Annotated in this window: 19 protein-coding genes; 9 read left to right on the forward strand and 10 right to left on the reverse strand. The window is 38.3% G+C overall.

What is annotated here, in order from left to right; genetic code table 11:
• Positions 1-330 precede the first annotated feature (330 nt).
• Complete coding sequence (locus ABNR88_RS00105) at positions 331-759, forward strand: HPP family protein (protein ID WP_291925345.1); 429 nt, start codon at positions 331-333, stop codon at positions 757-759.
• A 4-nt stretch (positions 760-763) separates the two neighbouring features.
• Here the strand turns inward: ABNR88_RS00105 and moaD are convergent, their stop codons facing one another.
• From moaD to glp, 4 genes are read right to left on the reverse strand one after another with little or no spacing between them, the layout of a single operon-like run.
• Positions 764-1,000 carry a molybdopterin converting factor subunit 1 gene (gene moaD / locus ABNR88_RS00110; protein WP_291925348.1) on the reverse strand — a complete coding sequence of 79 codons (237 nt, stop codon included), beginning with the start codon at positions 998-1,000 and terminating at the stop codon, positions 764-766.
• Positions 997-1,992 carry a GTP 3',8-cyclase MoaA gene (gene moaA / locus ABNR88_RS00115; protein ID WP_291925350.1) on the reverse strand — a complete coding sequence of 332 codons (996 nt, stop codon included), beginning with the start codon at positions 1,990-1,992 and terminating at the stop codon, positions 997-999. Before moaA ends, moaD begins: the two co-directional genes overlap by 4 nt.
• Entirely contained in the window at positions 1,985-2,461 is a 477-nt protein-coding gene (moaC, locus tag ABNR88_RS00120) for a cyclic pyranopterin monophosphate synthase MoaC (protein WP_291925352.1), read from the reverse strand. The genes moaA and moaC overlap by 8 nt, the downstream gene beginning before the upstream one ends.
• Positions 2,458-3,723 (reverse strand): gephyrin-like molybdotransferase Glp, encoded by a 1,266-nt coding sequence (glp, locus tag ABNR88_RS00125; protein ID WP_291925354.1) that lies wholly within the window; start codon positions 3,721-3,723, stop codon positions 2,458-2,460. Before glp ends, moaC begins: the two co-directional genes overlap by 4 nt.
• Positions 3,724-3,801: 78 nt before the next feature.
• On the opposite strand from glp, the gene mobA reads away from it, so the two are divergent.
• Both mobA and ABNR88_RS00135 read left to right on the forward strand, forming a co-directional pair.
• Entirely contained in the window at positions 3,802-4,386 is a 585-nt protein-coding gene (mobA, locus tag ABNR88_RS00130) for a molybdenum cofactor guanylyltransferase MobA (protein ID WP_291925358.1), read from the forward strand.
• An 83-nt stretch (positions 4,387-4,469) separates the two neighbouring features.
• A complete protein-coding gene (locus ABNR88_RS00135) occupies positions 4,470-4,994 on the forward strand; it encodes a hypothetical protein (protein WP_291925360.1) in 525 nt (174 codons plus the stop codon).
• Here the strand turns inward: ABNR88_RS00135 and moaE are convergent.
• Positions 4,983-5,441 carry a molybdopterin synthase catalytic subunit MoaE gene (gene moaE, locus ABNR88_RS00140; protein ID WP_291925362.1) on the reverse strand — a complete coding sequence of 153 codons (459 nt, stop codon included), beginning with the start codon at positions 5,439-5,441 and terminating at the stop codon, positions 4,983-4,985. The two genes, ABNR88_RS00135 and moaE, sit on opposite strands and share 12 nt — an antisense overlap.
• Positions 5,442-5,754: 313 nt before the next feature.
• On the opposite strand from moaE, the gene nirB reads away from it, so the two are divergent.
• Genes nirB through ABNR88_RS00160 form a run of 4 tightly spaced genes read left to right on the forward strand, consistent with a single transcriptional unit; the run spans position 5,755 to position 12,783 of the window.
• Positions 5,755-8,136, forward strand: coding sequence for a nitrite reductase large subunit NirB (nirB, locus tag ABNR88_RS00145; protein ID WP_291925365.1), 2,382 nt, complete (start codon positions 5,755-5,757; stop codon positions 8,134-8,136).
• A 14-nt stretch (positions 8,137-8,150) separates the two neighbouring features.
• Entirely contained in the window at positions 8,151-9,617 is a 1,467-nt protein-coding gene (locus ABNR88_RS00150) for an MFS transporter (RefSeq protein WP_291925367.1), read from the forward strand.
• Positions 9,618-9,621: 4 nt separating this feature from the next.
• Positions 9,622-11,322 carry a bifunctional protein-serine/threonine kinase/phosphatase gene (locus tag ABNR88_RS00155; protein WP_348669725.1) on the forward strand — a complete coding sequence of 567 codons (1,701 nt, stop codon included), beginning with the start codon at positions 9,622-9,624 and terminating at the stop codon, positions 11,320-11,322.
• A gap of 6 nt (positions 11,323-11,328) precedes the next feature.
• The gene (locus ABNR88_RS00160; protein WP_291925372.1) at positions 11,329-12,783 is read left to right on the forward strand and encodes a molybdopterin-dependent oxidoreductase; all 1,455 of its coding nucleotides are present in this window, start codon (positions 11,329-11,331) and stop codon (positions 12,781-12,783) included.
• On the opposite strand, the gene ABNR88_RS00165 is transcribed toward ABNR88_RS00160, so the two are convergent.
• The 3 genes from ABNR88_RS00165 to ABNR88_RS00175 are packed head-to-tail and all read right to left on the reverse strand — an operon-like array spanning position 12,780 to position 15,006.
• On the reverse strand, positions 12,780-13,817 hold the full coding sequence (locus ABNR88_RS00165; RefSeq protein WP_348669727.1) for a 4-phosphoerythronate dehydrogenase: 1,038 nt from the start codon (positions 13,815-13,817) through the stop codon (positions 12,780-12,782). The genes ABNR88_RS00160 and ABNR88_RS00165 overlap by 4 nt on opposite strands.
• Before the next feature lie 38 nt (positions 13,818-13,855).
• The gene (gene ung, locus ABNR88_RS00170) at positions 13,856-14,521 is read right to left on the reverse strand and encodes a uracil-DNA glycosylase (RefSeq protein WP_291925505.1); all 666 of its coding nucleotides are present in this window, start codon (positions 14,519-14,521) and stop codon (positions 13,856-13,858) included.
• On the reverse strand, positions 14,506-15,006 hold the full coding sequence (locus ABNR88_RS00175) for a redoxin domain-containing protein (protein WP_291925377.1): 501 nt from the start codon (positions 15,004-15,006) through the stop codon (positions 14,506-14,508). Before ABNR88_RS00175 ends, ung begins: the two co-directional genes overlap by 16 nt.
• Positions 15,007-15,186: 180 nt before the next feature.
• Between ABNR88_RS00175 and ABNR88_RS00180 the strand changes: the two genes are divergently transcribed.
• Positions 15,187-15,912: a Crp/Fnr family transcriptional regulator gene (locus ABNR88_RS00180; RefSeq protein WP_291925382.1), complete on the forward strand. Its 726-nt coding sequence runs from the start codon at positions 15,187-15,189 to the stop codon at positions 15,910-15,912.
• Position 15,913: 1 nt separating this feature from the next.
• On the opposite strand, the gene ABNR88_RS00185 is transcribed toward ABNR88_RS00180, so the two are convergent.
• Positions 15,914-16,381: a tetratricopeptide repeat protein gene (locus tag ABNR88_RS00185; protein ID WP_158403352.1), complete on the reverse strand. Its 468-nt coding sequence runs from the start codon at positions 16,379-16,381 to the stop codon at positions 15,914-15,916.
• Positions 16,382-16,469: 88 nt separating this feature from the next.
• A complete protein-coding gene (locus tag ABNR88_RS00190; protein WP_291925394.1) occupies positions 16,470-17,930 on the reverse strand; it encodes a multiheme c-type cytochrome in 1,461 nt (486 codons plus the stop codon).
• A 369-nt stretch (positions 17,931-18,299) separates the two neighbouring features.
• Here ABNR88_RS00190 and ABNR88_RS00195 point away from each other — a divergent pair, with 369 nt between their 5' ends.
• Positions 18,300-18,554: a chaperone NapD gene (locus ABNR88_RS00195; protein WP_291925397.1), complete on the forward strand. Its 255-nt coding sequence runs from the start codon at positions 18,300-18,302 to the stop codon at positions 18,552-18,554.

Consider the following 18,554-nt stretch of genomic DNA (forward strand, 5'->3'; position numbering starts at 1 on the left):
TAAGTTCAATACACTGACTCTATTTAGTTAAAGATGGTTAGATATATTCGCATTAAAAGTGGATGCTAGCGTGACTTTTTTGAAGCTTATGCAGTGTTAACTATTGAAACATTATTACTTATAAAAAATTATGCAACCTAATCTCTATTGAGTTTATTTAGCTATTGTCAGTTGGGTGGGCGTCGGTATATAATGGCAAGCAACTTTATTGTTTAGACAGTAAAGTTGCACGCATAAATTCTATACTGGGCAGTTGATAAAAAAGGGGAGAGGCTAATTAATCATAAAGAGTTATTCATATCTATAATTGGTGCATTTATTGCGGTAGCCATGGCGGGTTTTTTTACCAATGTTATTCTTTCTAGTACAGACTCTCCATTAATTATTGCCTCAGCTGGTGCTTCGGCCATGCTTATGTTTGGCCTTCCACATTCTGATGTTTCTCACCCTTATAACCTAATTGCCGGACATACTGTTTCAGCTGTTGTGGGTGTTAGTTGTTATTATTTGGTTAGCGATCCTATAATTTCAAGCTCTTTGGCTATTTCCTTGGCATTATTAATAATGAGTTTGCTCAAATGCATGCATCCACCAGGTGGTGCAACTGCGGTTATTGCGGTTGTTGGTGGCGAGGCGATTCATCAACTAGGTTATATGTTTGTTGTTATGCCAATTTTTCTAAATTCTTTGATGTTATTGGTGGTGGCAATTGCCGTTGCAAGCTTTAGAGATAAAAATCCATTTGAGAATTATTTATAAGTTTTTATCCACCAGTGACAGGCGGATAAAAAGCCACTTCATCTGCTGAGTTAATAACAAGATCGTCATGGGCGATTTCTTGATTCACAGCGCAGAGGATATTATCAGGAAAGAAATGCTCGCTATATTTGTCAGCTAGGAGTGTTTTAAGCTGTTTAACTGTTGTATTATCTGCTAGTTCGATATTCTCACTTGAAGTTTTAAGGTTTTCTTTAAGTGAGGCAAAGTAAAGTATGTTCATCCGCCAATCTCCACCATTTGTCTATTGCTAATATTGTCAATAGCCGTATTAAACTCGTGTTTTTCGGGTTTTTTATTGATCGCTGTAATAATCATCGTTTTTATCTTATCATCGCTTAAATCAGAACGTACTGCGTCCTTTAAAGAGATAGAGTCTTCTTGTCCTAGGCACAGGATAAGATCGCCTTTGGCGGTGAGTCTAACGCGGTTGCAGGTTTGGCAAAAATGATTAGAAACAGCGCTAATCACGCCAACTGTTGAATTGGTGTTGCTAATCTTGTAATTACTAGCAGGACCATCAGTTTTTTTAGGGGTGATGGGGGTTAATCGACCTTCAAGGTGTTGATTAATTCTGGATAGAATCTCTTGTTCACTCATGTATTGAGATTGTGATTCAATTCCAGCTGCACCAATTGGCATAGCTTCTATAAAACGAATATCTATTCCTTTGTCAATTGCAAAATCAATTAATGACTCTATCTCGTCATCATTAACCCCTCTCATGGCAACTGCATTAATCTTAATCGGACTCATTCCCGCAGCAATGGCAGCATCAATACCTTTGATTACTTCGGCCACATCTCCACCACGAGTAATCTCTTTAAAGCGTTCAGGAATCAACGAATCAATAGAGATGTTGGTTCTATTAATGCCATTTTCATGTAATTTTCCTGCAAATTTCTCAAGTAGCTGGGCATTGGTTGAAAGGGGTACATCGGTGATGCCAGGGGTTGAGCTGATTAATTTGGCAATTTTTACAATGCCGCGTCGCAACAATGGTTCACCACCCGTTAGACGAACTTTAGTAACCCCCATTTCAGCAAAAATCCTAACAATTCTTTGAATATCTTCATAGCTCAAGATGTCTTCGCGCTTACAATCAGGCACATGCGCATCATCACGACAATAAAAACATCTGAAATTACAGTGCTCAGTAATAGAAATACGCAGGTAATTGATTTGCCTGCCAAATTTGTCAATAAGTTTAGGCATTATCAAGTGTCCAATGACCCGACTTTCCGCCTTGTTTTTCCAGTAATTGAACGTCGGTTACTTTCATAAATCGATCAACCGCTTTACACATGTCATAGATGGTTAATGCTGCAATGCTGGCGGCGGTTAAGGCTTCCATTTCAACGCCAGTTTGTGCATTAAGTTTGGCTAGAGTGGTGATCTGAATACCGTTGTCAATAAATTCAAAATCAACACTTATCTTTGAAAGGTTGAGGCTGTGACACATAGGGATTAAATGGTGGGTTTGTTTTGCCGCCATAATGCCTGCTATTCTTGCTACAGACAGGACATCGCCTTTTTTAAAGCCGTTATCTTTAATTTTTTGCAGCGTTTCTGACTTCATTAATATTTTGGCGCTGGCTTTGGCAATGCGTATTGTGTTGTCTTTATCGGAAACATCAACCATATTGGCTTCGCCTTTGTTATTAACGTGCGTTAATTTGCTCATAACATCATCTCGTTAAGGGGATAAAAATTAATCATTTCACCCGATTTAAAAACACTTTTTTCAGGAATTTCTGCAAAGCCATCTGCCCAGACCATTGAGGATAGAACGTCAGAGCCTTGTTTAGGATATTGATCTGCTTTAGCTGGAATGCTTGATTGGTTCAGTTGAACACGCACAAATTCACGCCTTGGTTTGGGTCTGTGCCAGTCAAAATTAGCAGCTACTTTAAAATTGGTATTTAAGTAGTGACTACACCCTTGTATTTTTTTAATAAACGGACGAGCAAATAAAAGAAAAGTCACCATGGCTGAGACAGGATTTCCTGGTAGTCCAATAAAGGCTGATTGACCAACTTGACCAAAGGCCAACGGCTTGCCAGGTTTCATTTTAATGCGCCAAAGATCAAGCTTTCCAAGTTGCTCTACTGCAGGTTTAACATGGTCCTCTTCTCCAACAGAGACACCACCTGTGGTGATAATTAGATCGCATTTATCTTGAAGTAGAGCCAAGGCTTTAACGGTGTCATCAAGTGTATCTTGAACATGATTAAGATTAATGATGTCACAGTCTAAATTTTTAAGTAGCGCAGTCAAGGCGTATCTATTTGAATCGTAGATTTGCCCAGGCTCTAGGGTGTCACCTGGCTTGACTAATTCATCGCCAGTGAAAAATACACCTACTTTAATTTTTTTAAATACCTCTAATTGACCAATACCAATGGAGGCGGCCAATGCAATAGCTTGAGGCTTGAGTTTTAAACCTTTTTTTAGAATGATATCATCGATTTTAATATCATTGCCCATTGGTCTGATATTTTCATTCAGATTGATGGGGCGATAAATTTCAATTTTAGAATCCCCTTCAATCAATTCGCATTCTTCTTGCATAATGACCGTATTAGCACCTTTAGGTGTTGGTGCGCCAGTAAATATTCGTGCTGCACACCCTGGCTTTAATTCGTGCCCCGTGGTGCCAGCAGGAATTCTTCCAGTAATCTCAAATGAGATGCCGCCCGGAGTGTTTATTTGATCTTTTTTAAGATGAATGGCGTAGCCATCCATAGCAGAGTTATCAAATCCGGGTACATTAATATTAGAAAGGATGTTGGTGGCAAGTATGCGCCCAAGCGCCTCGTCTAATGCTACGAATTCAGTAGCATTAATAACCTTAGCTGCATTGGTCAGGGTTGTGAGTGCCTGGTCGGTTGATAGTAGGGATTGTGGTATTTCGTCACAGCCGCATTCAACACTTTGATTATTCATTTATTTCGTACTCTATTAATTTAAAAAAATGCATTTAATTGTATCACATGCGTATTAATTTACCGATAACATAACCACATGAAAAGTATAAGTAAACACGATGTTAGTGCCGTTATTCTTGCTGGCGGGCAAGCTTCGCGCATGGGTGGAAAAGACAAGGGCTTGATTTTGTTTAATCAAAAACCACTCATCCAATATGCCGTCAATGTTGTTAGTCAATCGGTAGATAGTATATGGGTGAGTGCTAACAGAAACCTTGACCTATATCAAAAATTCGGCAGGGTGGTAACCGATGAATTATCTGATTATCAAGGGCCATTAGCAGGCATTTCTGCCACATTGAGTCAGATTTCTACAAAATACTTGTTAATTATTCCATGTGATGGGCCTTATGTTGGCAATATATTGCTAGAAAGGCTTAGTCGTGAAATGTTAAAAAATCAGGCTAAGATATGTGTGGCGAGTGCGAATGGCCATTTGCATCCAACGTTTGCATTGGTGGAGGTCTCCATCAAAACTCCGTTGGATGCGTACTTAGCTAGCGGGGAAAGAAGATTGGGGAAATTTTTCAAAGACAATCAAGCGCTTGAAGTGGACTTTTCAGATCTTGAGAAGATGTTTATTAATTTTAATTTTTTGACAGATTTGCAAGAATCTGAGTAATAGTGAATATTGAAATTTTTAATAAAATTTTGTTCTTTTGGTTTATATTTTTTGTGACACCAGGCCCAGTTTGGCTGGCCGTTATGGCAACAACTAATCAGCAAGCAGCAAAAGATATTGTTAAGTTTTTCTTTACTGTTTTTTTGAGTGTCAACCTAATCATTCAAGTCCCACAAGCCATTGTTAGCGTAGTATTTGTTGATATTATTACTCAGCTGTTTAGTGCTGCTGGCTATGTGTTTTATTTTCTTGGTGGTGCTTATATTTTATTTATGGCGGCAAAATCTTTTAAAGCAGGGTGGACTGACTCCCCACTTCAATTGAGTTTTGTTAACTTACTGATGATTATGCTGCTATCGCCCAAGATTTGGATTTTATTCCCTTCAGGCGCTGTTATCGCTAATCAATTAAATTTGGGGTTGATGGTGAACGCTGGTATTTATGCGTTTATTATGTTTAGTGTCAGCTCAATACTATTTTACTTTTATGTGTTGATTGGAAAAATTGGCCAAAAATTATTAAAAGATAACTTTTCTTATTTGGTTACTTTTTTACTTGGTATTTTTGCAATGTTTTTATTCATACAAGGGTTTAAGCTAATTCTGTGATCGCCATTTATCGCTTTGTTGCAAGTCGCTGTCTTTTGCCTCTACCCATTTGCTCTCAGTTGTTGTGTGTTCTTTTTTCCAAAAAGGTGCTTGAGTTTTAAGATAGTCCATTATAAATTCACAAGCCTCGAAAGCTGCTTTACGATGTTTGCTGGTGGTAATAACCAACACGATCTGATCATTAATTGATAATTCTCCAACACGATGAATGACAGTTGTATTGCCAAGGGGCCAGCGTAATTGTGCTTGCTCCACAATAGAATTTAATGCTTTTTCTGTCATCCCTGGGTAATGCTCTAGCGTCATTTTATTAATGGATTCATTGTCCAAATCACGCACCGTTCCAACAAAAGAAACCACAGCGCCAATGTCGCTGTCATTGCCTCTGGCTAGCGCCACTTCCATGGTTAGGTCAAAATCTTTTTCTTGTACAATAACTTTATTCATACTTTTAATTATAGGACTATATATTGCAATGAGTTGTATTTTTATTCAGTTTATTCTAATATACTAAACAAAATTTGGTATAATTATACTCAGTTACTTCCCAAAGACGGGAACAGCAACAAACACAGACGTTTATTTTTTAAATCCATTTAAGTGGGTTTTAAAATAAGCGTTTTTTTTTGCCAATTTTAAAGATGAAATTGGCCCCAAGGTATTGAAGCCGGCTATTAATCTATGCAATTTTGCTAGAGATAATAGCCGGCTTTTTTTTGGCTTAAAAAAAGTCATTGATTAACGCATATAGGTATAAAAAATGAAAAATTTAGTAATTGTTGGTTCAGGTATGAGTGCTATGAAGGTGGTGGATGAGGTATTGAAAATAGATCCATTAATGTATCGCATCATCATTATTGGTGCAGAGACGGTAATGCCTTACAACAGGATTATGTTGTCACCAGTATTAGCTGGAGAGAAAGAGTTTGAAGATATCAAAACTCATGGTGAAGAATACTTTGTGCAAAACAATATTACTTTCAAGCCAGGCTATGAGGTTACTACTGTTGATAGAAAGTCCAAAAATGTATCTATTAGCAATATTCAAAGTCAAGAGAGTGATTTAATTAACTATGATCGCCTGGTTATTTGTACAGGATCAACGCCATTTATTTTGCCACTACCTGGTAAAGAGCTTGATGGTGTGGTTTCATTTAGAGATATCTATGATGTTGAGTATATGCAGTCTAAGGCTGGTAAAAATTTGAAGGTGGCTGTTATTGGCACTGGGTTATTAGGTCTTGAGGCGGCAAATGGTTTAAATGAACTTGGATTTGATGTGACCGTTATTGGCAATATGAACTCCATTATGAATATGCAGTTAGATGCCTCTTCAGGTGGTTTACTGCAAAAGGTGTTAGAACAAAAAAATATCAATTTTAAGTTGAATGCAATTACAACTAATATTATTGGTCAAGAAAGTGTTGAATCATTAGAGTTTGAAGATGGATCAATGATGGATGTCGACATGGTAGTCATGTCAGTTGGTATTGTGCCAAATGATGAACTCGCTAAGAATATTGGCCTGCATACGGATCGAGGTATTATGGTTGGTGATACGATGATGACCTCAGATCCTGCTATTTATTCGGTGGGAGAATGTATTAAACATCGTGGCATGTCATATGGATTGGTGGCACCATTATTCGAACAAGCTAGAGTTTGTGCAGAGCAAGTATGTGAAGTGTCGCACCATATGTATACCGGATCAGATATTTCCACTAAGCTAAAAATTTCTGGGGTGGATGTATTCTCAGCGGGCGAGTTTGACAATGAAGATGATGAGATTATGTGTTCTAAGGATCATTCATTAAACACTCGAAAACGCTTATCAATTAGAGATAACAAATTAGTGGGCGCAGTGCTTTTTGGTGACTCTACTGACGGTCTGTTTTATTTTGATTTAATTAAAAATGAAACAGACATTACCGACTTGCGTAAAACTTTGTTATTTGGCGATATTAGCATTGATAGTGCTTCTGCTGGATCTGTTGGTGTTGAAAAAATGGCTAATGATGAGCAGGTTTGTGGCTGTTTGGGCGTGACCAAAGGCGACATTGTGACAGCTGTTGCTGGTGGTTGTGATAACTTTGAGGCCGTACAAGAGGAAACGGGTTGTGGCACGGGTTGTGGTGGTTGTACATCAGTAGCAAAACAAATTTTTAGCTTTGTATCAGGTGCTGAATTGGTTGTCAAAGATACGCTATGTGATTGCACAACGCACACCACCGAAGAAGTTCGGAAGTATGTTAGATCATTAGAAAAGCTAGTAGATATTGACAAGGTTAGATCATCTCTAGGGTTTGATGGATCATGTGAAAAATGTGGTGCAGCAATCAACTACTACCTTTCTTCACAGTTTAATGAAGAGTATGAGCATAATGATCAAGAGCGACCACACAATGAAATGATGCACGCCAATCTGCAAAATGATGGTACTTATTCAATTGTGCCACAAATGCAGGGCGGACTAACAACACCAGAAGAGCTTAAAGCGTTAGCTGATATTGCTGTCAAATATGAAGTGCCAACCGTGAAAGTAACCGGTGGTCAGCGTATTGATTTACTAGGCATTCCTAAAGAAAATTTAAATGATATGTGGAGTGAAATTGCTGCTGCGGGCATGGAGTCAGGTTATGCCTATGGTAAGGCAACTAGAACTTGCAAATCTTGTGTTGGTAAGGATCATTGTTTAATGGGAACTCAAGACTCGATGGGTCTATCGATAAAAATGGAAGACGCCGTTTGGTCGCATTTTATGCCGCACAAATTCAAGATGGGTGTGAGTGGTTGTCCGCGTAACTGTGCGGAAGCAACCATTAAAGATTTTGGTGTTATTTGTACCGAAAAAGGCTATGAGATTCATGTGGCAGGTGCTTGTGGTATTCGCACCAAGGCTTGCCTAAAAGATCGATTCTTTGAAACAGAAGACGAGGTAATTGAATATCTTAAAGCATTTACCCAACTTTATCGTATAGAGGCAAATTATTTAGAGCGTGTGATGCATTTTGAAGAGCGTGTAGGACTTGAATATATTCAATCAAAATTAGACACACCTGAAAAAATCAAGCATTGGGCAGCTCAACTACCTCAAAGCCTTAAAAATCCGTGGTTAACAACAAATCATCGATTGTCTGTTTAACTTAGGGAAATACTATGGAAGATAAATTAAATCTATTTTCATTTAAAGGCAAGACTCGGATTCTGCATCTGACCTGGTTTGCTTTTTTCATGACTTTTGTTGTCTGGTTGAGTCTAGGTCCAATGATGCCCTTTATCCAAGAGGCATTATCATTAACTGAGCAGCAAGCAAAGGTATTGTTAATTTTAAATGTTGCCATGACCATTCCATCCAGAATTGTTGTGGGCATGCTGGTTGATAAATTTGGCCCCAAAATATTATTTTCAAGTATCTTAATTTTAGGTGGTCTTATATCTATTATTTTTAGCTGGATGCAAACGTACGAACAATTAGCGCTAATGAGATTTTTATCAGGCTTTATTGGCGCAGGTTTCGTAGTTGGTATTCGCATGATATCTGAATGGTTTCCAGCGAAACAAACGGGTGTTGCTCAGGGTATTTATGGTGGCTGGGGAAACTTTGGTTCAGCGGGTGCAGCAGTCTCTTTGCCATTCATTGCAGCCAGTTTTGGCGATGTTGATGGCTGGCGCTACGCCATTACTATCGCAAGTATTTTGGCGATTGCTTACGGTGTTTTTTATTACTTTAATGTCACCAATACACCAAAAGGCTCAACCTACTTCAAGCCCAAAAAATCAGGTGCTATGGAAGTTAGTAATAAGTGGGATTTGCTACTGTATGTTTTGATGAATATACCGTTGTATTTAGCATTATCTCTATTAACCTGGAAGTTATCTCCGGCAAATATGAACATGATTTCATCTAATACTGAGCTGAGTGTGTATTTGATATTAGTGCTAGTATTTGTCTTACAAGTGTATAAGACTTGGCAGGTGAACGCTAGCATCCTCAAAGTGCCCGTGCCTAAACAGCATCAATATAAATTTAAACAAGTGGCTATTTTAGATTGGGCATACTTTGTTACCTTCGGTACCGAGTTGGCAGTGGTTTCAATGTTGGCGATGTTTTATGTTGACTGGTTCGAATTGCCTAAAATTACAGCAGCATTATTGGCAGGTGTTTATCCATTCATTAATTTATTTGCCCGACCAGGCGGGGGTTATTTAAGTGATAAATACGGACGAAAATTAACTTTAATTGTTGCCTTTTCGGGCGTTACCTTAAGTTTTATAGCTTTAGGAAATGTCGACAAAGGGTGGTCTATCTATGCCGTAGTTGCATTAACCATCTTGGGCGGTATATTCTCCAAGGCAGGCTCAGGTGCAATTTTTGCTATGGTGCCACTGATTCAAAGACGGTTAACAGGTCAAATAGCTGGCATGGCAGGTGCTTTTGGTAATGTGGGTGCCGTACTATTCCTAACTGTCAATTCATTGGTTGATTATGATCAGTTCTTTATGCTGATTGGCGCTGTTAGTTTTGTTGTTCTAGTGCTTATCGTGATTTTCCTAGAAGAGCCAAAAGGTCATATGACTGAAGTGCTAGATGATGGAACTGTTGAAATTATTAAATTAAACTAAGAATATGAAACAATTAAAAGTCACTGTCGACTCCTCCTCTATTGCTGGCATCAAGTCGGAAAATCAAGATGCTTGCTCTTATCATGTGCCTGATACCAAGGCGGTTGAATACAAAGGTGTTGCTGCGGTAATTTCTGATGGTGTTAGTGCATGTGAGCGTGCACGTGAGGCGAGCGCTTGTTGTGTTAATGGATTTTTAAGTGATTATTACGCCACACCAGATTCTTGGAGCGTTGAGCATTCAGCTACTAAGGTAATTTCCGCACTTAATAATTGGCTATATTCACAATCGATGAGGTCCAACGAAGTTTCTTCGATGCTTTCAACGCTTAGTGCGATTGTTTTTAAATCAAATATAGCGCATGTATTTCATGTTGGGGATTCACGAATTTATCGAATTCGTTCAGGTGTGTTGACTCAGATCACTAAAGATCATGTGCTTAATCTTAATAAAGAAAAAACCTATCTCTCCAGAGCAATGGGATTTGATCTTAAAATTAATGTGGATTACCAGACATTTGATTTAGCATTGGATGATCAATTTTTAATGACAACAGATGGTGTGCACGACTATTTGGATAATTCATTGCTTGAAATACTCATGAATCGAGGATCGAAATCCAGTGATATTATTGATAGAGCAGTGAACAAAGGTAGCTTGGATAATTTATCCGCCATGATTGTTAAGATTGAGCAACTACCTGAAAAAAATCTGAATGAGGCTTTTGATGAGTTAACCCAAAGACCGGTGCCACCTGATCTCACTCAGGGTATGAAAATTAATGGATTTGAGGTGGAATCACTATTGGTGTCTAGTTCAAAGATGCAGCTCTATAAAGCCAAAGACATTGCCTCTTCTCAGTTAGTGGCACTCAAAACCCCATCGGTTAATTTTGAAGATGACCCACAGTACTTAAAGAATTTTATGTATGAAAAATGGGTTGGTCAGCGTGTACAAAGCCCGCATGTAGTCAAGATTTACAACAATAATGAGCAGTCTAATTTTATGGCGTATGCGATGGAATACATCAAAGGTCAAACTTTACGAGCATGGATGGATGAGCATCCAAACCCAGAGGTTGAAGTGGTGGTTAGTTTTGTTAAGCAAATTATTCAAGGACTTCGAGCATTTCATCGTCAAGAGATGCTTCATTGTGATCTCAAGCCTGAAAATATCATGATTGATGAAATTGGCCAAATTAAGCTTATTGATTTTGGCTCAGCAAGAATTGCAGGCGTTACAGAACTAGTCAGCCCTATTCATACCGTGGGTAATCAGGGTACGCAAGGGTATACTGCCCCTGAGGTAATTTTGGATGAGCGCGTTTCACAAGTCTCTGACCAATTTAGTTTGGGTGCTATTGTGTATGAGATGTTTGCCTCGACCTTGCCTTATGAAGATAAGCTGGATAAAAATTTAAATGCCAAAAAATTGTCTAAATTAAGATATGAATCAACCCTTGTGCACAACCCTAATTTGCCAATATGGATTGATGGCGCTATTAGAAAAGCTTGCTGTCTCGATCACACCAAAAGGTACGAGGTTTTAAGTGAATTTTTATACGATTTAGAGTATCCGAATTCAAAATTTTTAAGCTTGCAAAAGGATAAAAAACCAGAATCTGAGCTAAACAAATACAGACTTTGGATAGCATTGTCTTTCGCGGTTAATTTTGTATTGCTGTTATTGTTAATTATTAAATAAAGAAATATGAGCTTTAAAACAACCTGTCCTTATTGTGGTGTTGGCTGCGGCATAGATATCAGTCGATCAGGATCAACCCTGAAGCTAACGGGCGATAAAGCCTCGCCTGTTAACCAGGGAATGTTATGCATTAAAGGCCAAACCCTATTAGAAACGGTTGGCACTGATGAAGATAGACTGCTATATCCATCAATTGGTAGTTGGGAAAAAGCTGTACACACCATTCGTGATAATTTTTTAACCACGCCAAAGAGTGAAATTGCCTTGTATGTATCCGGGCAAATGTTGATGGAAGACTTGTACGTGGCCAAGAAATTTGCAGACGCATTCGGCATTAAAAATATCGAGAGTAATTCTCGCTTGTGTATGTATTCAACAGTGGAAGCCAATAAAAGAGCCTATGGCGCTGATATTGTTCCTGTTTCTTATAATGATATTTACTTAGCTGAAACCATTTTTATCATTGGTAGTAATACCGCTGATTGCCATCCAATTGTGTTTAACCATATTAAAAAATCCAAAGCTTTTGTGGTGTGTGTTGATGTGTATGAAACCACAACTGCCAAAAGATCAGATTTATTTATTAAAGTAAAGGCAGGCCAGGATATGACGCTGATTGATGATTTGGTGAATCAGCCCTGGTTTAAAGATAAAAAAACGCTCAGTATTTACTCCCAAGGGCTAACCCAATCAACCGATGCTACTGACAAAGTAAACGCTTTGATTAATGCACATATTTATACAGGCAATATTAACAAACCCGGTTGTGGTGTTTTGTCGCTCACCGGCCAGTCAAATGCTATGGGTGGGCGCGAGTTGGGTATACGAACAGCCGATCTAACTGCAACAGAATTTTTCTCAACAGAGCAAATTAAAACCCTCTGGGTAATGGCGACAAATCCAGCCCATAGCATGATTAACTACCGACAATTTGACACTTTGATCGTTTCAGACTTTACCAAAACACTCACTACAGAAGATGCGGATATCATTCTGCCGGCATGCTCTTGGAGTGAGAAAACAGGTCATCAAAAAAATTCAGAGCGTCGGTATTTAAAGCAAAACGCCTTCTTGCCTCCAGCAGGAGAGTCCAAGCCAGATTGGGAGATTATTTGTCTGGTGGCCAAGTCACTTGGTCTTAAGGGTTTTGAGTATCAATCTGCAGCTGAAATATGGCATGAGATGGATGTTGATCAGCATTGGTCAGCTCAAGTTAAAGTGCCTGAAATACCGGTTGAAATTAAAAGTACTAATCGTAACTACGAAAACTCTATTAACAATGGTCGGTTGCTGACGCAGTGGCATGGCATGTCTCGCACTCAAAAAAGCAAAACTCTAAATGAAATGACAAAGCAAAATCCTGATACAGTGTCAATACATCATATCACCAATGCTGAGCTATTTAAAGATAAGGAAGTTGAGTTAGATCGTTACTCAAGGCAGCCGTGTTTTAAGGGCTAGGCAATGGGTAGTATTACCTGGCTGTTGTAATGAGGCCATTCATAGCGAATGGGGTAATTTCGGCGGTAATATTCAAAATTTTCTAAATTTTTAATGGCCAAAGTGTCTTGTTTAAAGTCATAAACCTCATTCAAACAATCAAGTAGATTATCACTTTTTAGTGATAAAACGCCAGGATTTATCAAATTTTTAATACTTTCTTGCTGTTTTTCGCCTAAAAAATCACATAAAGCTTCATAAACCATGAAACTTCCCATAAATTTGGCGTCAACTGAATGCCCTGCGATGTGTGGTGAAGCCAAATAGGCAGTTTTTTGTAAGTTTTGGTTAATATTTGGCTCGTTTTCCCAACAATCAATCACATTTTCTAGCGTTTTCGTTTTTTCCCAAATTTTTTCATCAATCACACCACCTCGAGCAGCATTAAAAAGAATGGTTTTGTCGCTAATACAGTGAAAATTAGCTTGATTTAGTAGTTTAAAGCTCGGAAAGTCACCATTAAAAGTTAGCGGTGTATGAAAGGTGACAATATCTGCACTCAGCGCTGTGTCAAGATTAACAAAATTTGGCAAATTTTCATTTTGCTGGCGTATTGGATCATTAAGTAAGGTTTTAATGCCTAATAGTTCTGCTTTGGCGGCTAGTCGTGAACCAACATTGCCCACACCGATAATGCCTAGTGTTTTATCTTGATAGTTAAAGTTGTGTTTGTCCGCTAGATTGAGAATAGTGGCGATAACAAATTCTGCAACTGCCATCGAGTTACAGCCTTGAGCTGAGAAAAAACGAATATTGTTATCTTTCAAATAATCTTGATCAACATGGTCAAGTCCTGCCACAGTTGAGCCAACAAACTTAATTGAGCTGCCTTTAAGCAGTGCTTCATTAACCTGCGTGCGTGAGCGCACAATTAATACGTCACAATCTTTTACTGAGGATGTATCTATATCACGCCCAGCCATTGTAATAATCTCTCCAAACGATGAGAAAATTTCGTTATAAGCGTAGCAGGCATCGTCAATTATTAATTTCATATTTTTTAGTTTTGGAGGAAGGCAAGGCCTTCCTCTTTCTACCAGTTTATAGATTTAAGTTTATGTATTTTAAGGTACTCATTGGTTTTGGAAAAATGTTTACAACCAAAAAAACCTTTATGTGCTGAAAAAGGCGAAGGGTGTGAGGCGCTCAATACCAAATGCTTGTTTTGATCAATTAGTTCGATTTTTTTCTGGGCATGAGCGCCCCAGAGTAAAAACACCAAATTTTGTTTTTTGTCGCTGAGTAATTGAATGACTGATTCAGTGAAATCAACCCAAGGGGTTTTGGCGTGTGATCCAGGTGAGTTTTTTTCAACTGTAAGCGCGCTATTAAGGAGTAGTACACCTTGTTTTGCCCAATGCTCTAGACTGCCGCTTGGATTTGGAGGTATGCCCAGGTCCAGTTCTAATTCTTGGTAAATATTCCTAAGGGATGGTGGAATCTTAACCCCCTCTGGCACAGAAAAGCTTAGTCCGTGTGCTTGATGTTCATTATGATAAGGATCTTGGCCAACGATAACAACCTTGGTTTGCTTAAAGTTGCTGAGTTCAAAAGCATTAAAAATCTGGTCTTTGGGTGGAAATAGAGTGAGATTGTTACTTTCTTGATGGGTTAAAAAGTCAGTTAAGCGCAGGTAGGACTCGCGCTTAAATAGGGGGTCTAGGTGTATAGACCAGTCGTTACTTACAATCCTGCCCACCACAGTCTTAAGCGATAGCCCAATGTGGTTACATAACCAATTTCAGTAAATTGAATTTGACCTTTGGTGTTAACAAAGAAGCTACTGGGTGTGCCTTTAACGCCAAAAAGTTTTGAGATAGAGCCTGATTGATCGTTAATAATATTATCAAGTTGCATATTGTTATCTTCAGCATGTGCTTGAATTTCAAGATCGCTACCTGATTGAATGGCAATATTAAGCACCTTAAAATCTTTTGAAATGGCTTGAATATTGTCATTTTCTAAATTACAAACCGGACACCAAGTTGCCCAGAAATGAATAAGCACACCTTGATCCGGAAGTGGGCTGGAATTTATCACTTCACCACTGAGTGTCTGAGAGCTGAAGCTTGGCACTTGACCTGTGGTTAGATCTTGTTGTTGATAGGCGCGAATGATAAAAATGGCTAAAACAATCATCATAAGCTGCATGATGGTTTTACGCTTTGGTCGTTTAATGTTCATTTTTAAATTATATCCTAAGCGCTCAATCTATAAATTTTTACCCTTGTTTGTTTTTAGAATATGTCGTCTTATAAAAAAAGTTTGACCAAAATCAAGAATTATTAACCTAGGTTATTTTTTATTTAAACAGTGAATCATATAATGTGCTTGTCAAATTAATTTAATACCTGGGGGTTTGAAATGATTTCTGCAAAAAATTACCACAATAAATACTATAAGTTTTTGGAAAAGACGTCTATATTTAAAGATATAGATACGAACGATCTGGTCGATTTTCTTGAGACGATTAAAATTAAGCAATATCGCAAAGGGGAGATGGTCACCTTTGATTCGCAAGAGCATGCCAAGTGTTATATTGTATTTGATGGCTTGTTCAAACTTACCAGAGTAGATGAGCGGGGTGATGAAATAGTCATTGCCCTGGTGGATAAAAAAGACATTGTGTCGCCAATGCATTATTCTAAGCATTATGACATTTGTGCAGAATTCGTTAAAAATACCACTTTGATTTATTTTAATAAAGATGAAATTGAGCGATTCACAGAGAAAAGCCATCAATTCTCTACCAACATCATTACTTATTTGGCAGGCAATGTGCAGAAATTGATGGTTAATGCCGAGGTGTTGCAATTGAAATCTGCCAAGGAGAAAGTGGGCTGGTATTTGGTGCACAGCAAAATTAACAACACATTTAGATTGCCTTATTCAAAAAGCCTGATTGCCTCTTATTTGGGGATAAAGCCCGAGTCTTTTTCAAGAGCGTTAATTTTATTAAAAGAAGAGGGTATTAGCCTTGCCAACAAGACTATTAATCTTGAAAGTGGTGATGAGCTGTGTAAATATTGCGACAAAGTGACGGGATCAAGTTGCCGCTCTTTTGAGTCTGAAGGCTGTGCACACGCTTAGTTTAATTCGTTTTTCCGGCTTTAGCCGCTCTGGCTAACACAGCTTGCTTTTTGTCAATATATTCAACAATTTTACTTGCATGCTCGAGTGTTGGTTTTAGGGCTAAAGCCTGCTGCGCCATTGCTTTGGATGCTTCGTAAAATCCAAGATGCAGATAGGCAACAGACATAGATGTAAAGACCTTTGGATCTGTTGGCTCTAATAGCGCCGCCTCTTGATAATAACCGATTGCCTCCTGGTTTTTGTTTTGTCCAATATATAAATTGGCTAATTCTACATAAGCTTGCTTACTGGGAGAATTTGCAATTATATTTTTGAGCTTTTGCTCAGACTCTTTGAATTTATTATCTTGCATTATTTGACCTACCTGTTGCAAAATTTTGCTTGAATCTGGTAATTTTGCCAGGGCAGGGTAGTTTAAAGCAGTGATACAAAATAGTAGCAATGTGATTAGTTTTTTTGATTTCATTTTCTTATCCATATAAAAAATAGTAAAAAAAATACCCCTGTCAAGTTGCCTTGTCAGGGGTATTTAAGTTAAAACTTATGAGGCTTTGTTATTTTTCAAATTGAGCCTTAAAGTCTGCAGTCGCCTTCTTGCGAATCTCCTGCTGTTTGGCGCTCATCTTGCCCAGGTACCATTTATGGTTATCCGAGTTGAGCACTTCATCAATGGTTGCCTGTAAAAGCGCAGCAGACACTTGTTTCTTCTCAGATGTAGAGCGCATACCTTTTTCAACTAGGTACTCTAATTCTGGAATGAACTTAGCATAGAAATGCTTAGCAACTTCATAAGTACCATGCCAATGAGTGATATCAGGACCCATCATTGCGGCGCCATGACGAGCTCGACGACCTTCGTGATGCCAGATTTCAAACCAAATAAAGTCAATCTTATTAGAGAATTTAACTGGCTTCATCAATGGTTTAGCGGCCTTCATTAACTTAATACCAGGCTTGGCAAACTTTTCATTGTACAAGTTAACCAATCCATCATATTGTGTATAGAAGTTTTCAATATAGTCTTCTGAGTGACAAGCGGAACAAACATCTTGCATGTTGTCTCGACGAGTTTCCCAATCGACGTGTTGACCAGGTAGATCCATTTTCTTATCAGACACTTCAGGACGAATAGATACTGGTGGGCGATTGTTCCAAGAGATGCGCATACCTACATCATGTGTCACATCTTGATCTTTAGTCGCACCCATATGACAAGTTGAGCAAGTTGGGGCGGTGTAGTAATCTTCACCAGGAACCCACTTGGACTTATCCATACCTAATTGACCTTTTTGAGAAGCATATTGAATACCATGCTTAGACTCATTGTAGATTTCGATATGTGGATGATCAGGGCCCATATGACACTTACCACAGGTTTCAGGTGCACGTGCTTGCTCTACCGAGAAGCTATGACGAGAATGACAAGCTGTGCAAGCTCCTTCTGAGCCATCAGGGTTGATTCTACCAATACCTGTGTTTGGCCATGTTGCAGGATCTAGCGCACCATTTTCTAGTACCTTCACCTGTGAACCGTGACACTGCCAACAGCCATTAACGGCAGCAGCAGAATTACCATCAGGGAATCCTTCTGTTACAAAGCCACTATTACCCTCCACAACCTCTGCTAATAAATTATCTAGCGATCCTAGAATTCGACCTGCTTTAGCATGGTGTGAATCTTCAGTTTGTTTAACTTCGTGAGCGTGGCAATTTGCACAATCACGTGGGGATACGATAATGGAGATTAGTTTTTTATCGCCTTTCTTACCATGCAAGAAAGCATCTTTATCTCCAGGATCAGCAGCGTGACATTCGTAACAGCCTACTTTAGCACGATGATGTTTGCTGTCCCCCCATTGCTGGACGATGCCGTTATTGTTCTTTTTATGGCAAGTGGCACATTGCTTACTAGTCTCTGACATTTGAGCGGGCGGCTCAGTAACTGACGAAAACGCCGAGCTACTTAAAAACATCAAAGATAAAAAGAAAATTAAACTTTTTATAATTGCTTTCATTGCATTTCTCCTATAGATTTTTATAACAAAATAGTGATTTTCGATGCAATCTTAACTTATTTAAAAAAATATAAAAACAACTTAGGTTATCAAAATAAAACTATTTTTTATTAAGATAACATAGGTCAAGAAAAACGTTAAAAATTATAAAAAATTAACCTATATTATTGAAATTAAAGGAAATTTTATTAGAATGCAATTGTGCCTTCTGTATATTATTCTCCCAATATAGTAGCTAACAGGAGGCACGCCTTCTTTATCATTTCAATACCGTGAGTTAACTAAAAACAATCTATGTTGTTGTTAATTTGGGGTGTCTTTTTTATAATGTCAGTCTATATTTAAAATTGGTATTGGGTGGTCTTAACAATGGAGCAGACTAAGGATAGTATTGATATTTGTGGCGTTTTAGTGCACACAAGTAAAGGTAAGGAAGAAGAGGTAAAAAATGCACTCAGCATAATAGAAGGCGTCGAAGTGCATCATACAACACAAGATTCACGATTACTAGTCACCATTGAGCTCCAAGGCAGACAACAAATTATGGATACCATGGGCAGTTTTAACGATATACCTTATGTAATTTCTACTGTATTAACTTACCAACACTCAGAAGAAGTATAG

This window comes from uncultured Candidatus Thioglobus sp., assembly GCF_963981275.1.
Lineage (GTDB): Bacteria > Pseudomonadota > Gammaproteobacteria > PS1 > Pseudothioglobaceae > Thioglobus_A.

Bases quoted from the DNA above. Each gene is read 5' to 3' on its own strand.
- ABNR88_RS00165 (WP_348669727.1), bottom strand. From the start codon at position 13,817: ATGAAATTAATAATTGACGATGCCTGCTACGCTTATAACGAAATTTTC.
- ABNR88_RS00135 (WP_291925360.1), top strand. From the start codon at position 4,470: ATGGCAACAACTAATCAGCAAGCAGCAAAAGATATTGTTAAGTTTTTC.
- ABNR88_RS00105 (WP_291925345.1), top strand. From the start codon at position 331: ATGGCGGGTTTTTTTACCAATGTTATTCTTTCTAGTACAGACTCTCCA.
- ABNR88_RS00150 (WP_291925367.1), top strand. From the start codon at position 8,151: ATGGAAGATAAATTAAATCTATTTTCATTTAAAGGCAAGACTCGGATT.
- ABNR88_RS00175 (WP_291925377.1), bottom strand. From the start codon at position 15,006: ATGAACATTAAACGACCAAAGCGTAAAACCATCATGCAGCTTATGATG.
- ABNR88_RS00180 (WP_291925382.1), top strand. From the start codon at position 15,187: ATGATTTCTGCAAAAAATTACCACAATAAATACTATAAGTTTTTGGAA.
- ABNR88_RS00195 (WP_291925397.1), top strand. From the start codon at position 18,300: ATGGAGCAGACTAAGGATAGTATTGATATTTGTGGCGTTTTAGTGCAC.
- moaE (WP_291925362.1), bottom strand. From the start codon at position 5,441: ATGAATAAAGTTATTGTACAAGAAAAAGATTTTGACCTAACCATGGAA.
- ABNR88_RS00185 (WP_158403352.1), bottom strand. From the start codon at position 16,381: ATGAAATCAAAAAAACTAATCACATTGCTACTATTTTGTATCACTGCT.
- ABNR88_RS00155 (WP_348669725.1), top strand. From the start codon at position 9,622: ATGAAACAATTAAAAGTCACTGTCGACTCCTCCTCTATTGCTGGCATC.
- moaA (WP_291925350.1), bottom strand. From the start codon at position 1,992: ATGCCTAAACTTATTGACAAATTTGGCAGGCAAATCAATTACCTGCGT.
- ABNR88_RS00160 (WP_291925372.1), top strand. From the start codon at position 11,329: ATGAGCTTTAAAACAACCTGTCCTTATTGTGGTGTTGGCTGCGGCATA.
- moaC (WP_291925352.1), bottom strand. From the start codon at position 2,461: ATGAGCAAATTAACGCACGTTAATAACAAAGGCGAAGCCAATATGGTT.
- moaD (WP_291925348.1), bottom strand. From the start codon at position 1,000: ATGAACATACTTTACTTTGCCTCACTTAAAGAAAACCTTAAAACTTCA.
- mobA (WP_291925358.1), top strand. From the start codon at position 3,802: ATGAAAAGTATAAGTAAACACGATGTTAGTGCCGTTATTCTTGCTGGC.
- ABNR88_RS00190 (WP_291925394.1), bottom strand. From the start codon at position 17,930: ATGAAAGCAATTATAAAAAGTTTAATTTTCTTTTTATCTTTGATGTTT.
- glp (WP_291925354.1), bottom strand. From the start codon at position 3,723: ATGAATAATCAAAGTGTTGAATGCGGCTGTGACGAAATACCACAATCC.
- nirB (WP_291925365.1), top strand. From the start codon at position 5,755: ATGAAAAATTTAGTAATTGTTGGTTCAGGTATGAGTGCTATGAAGGTG.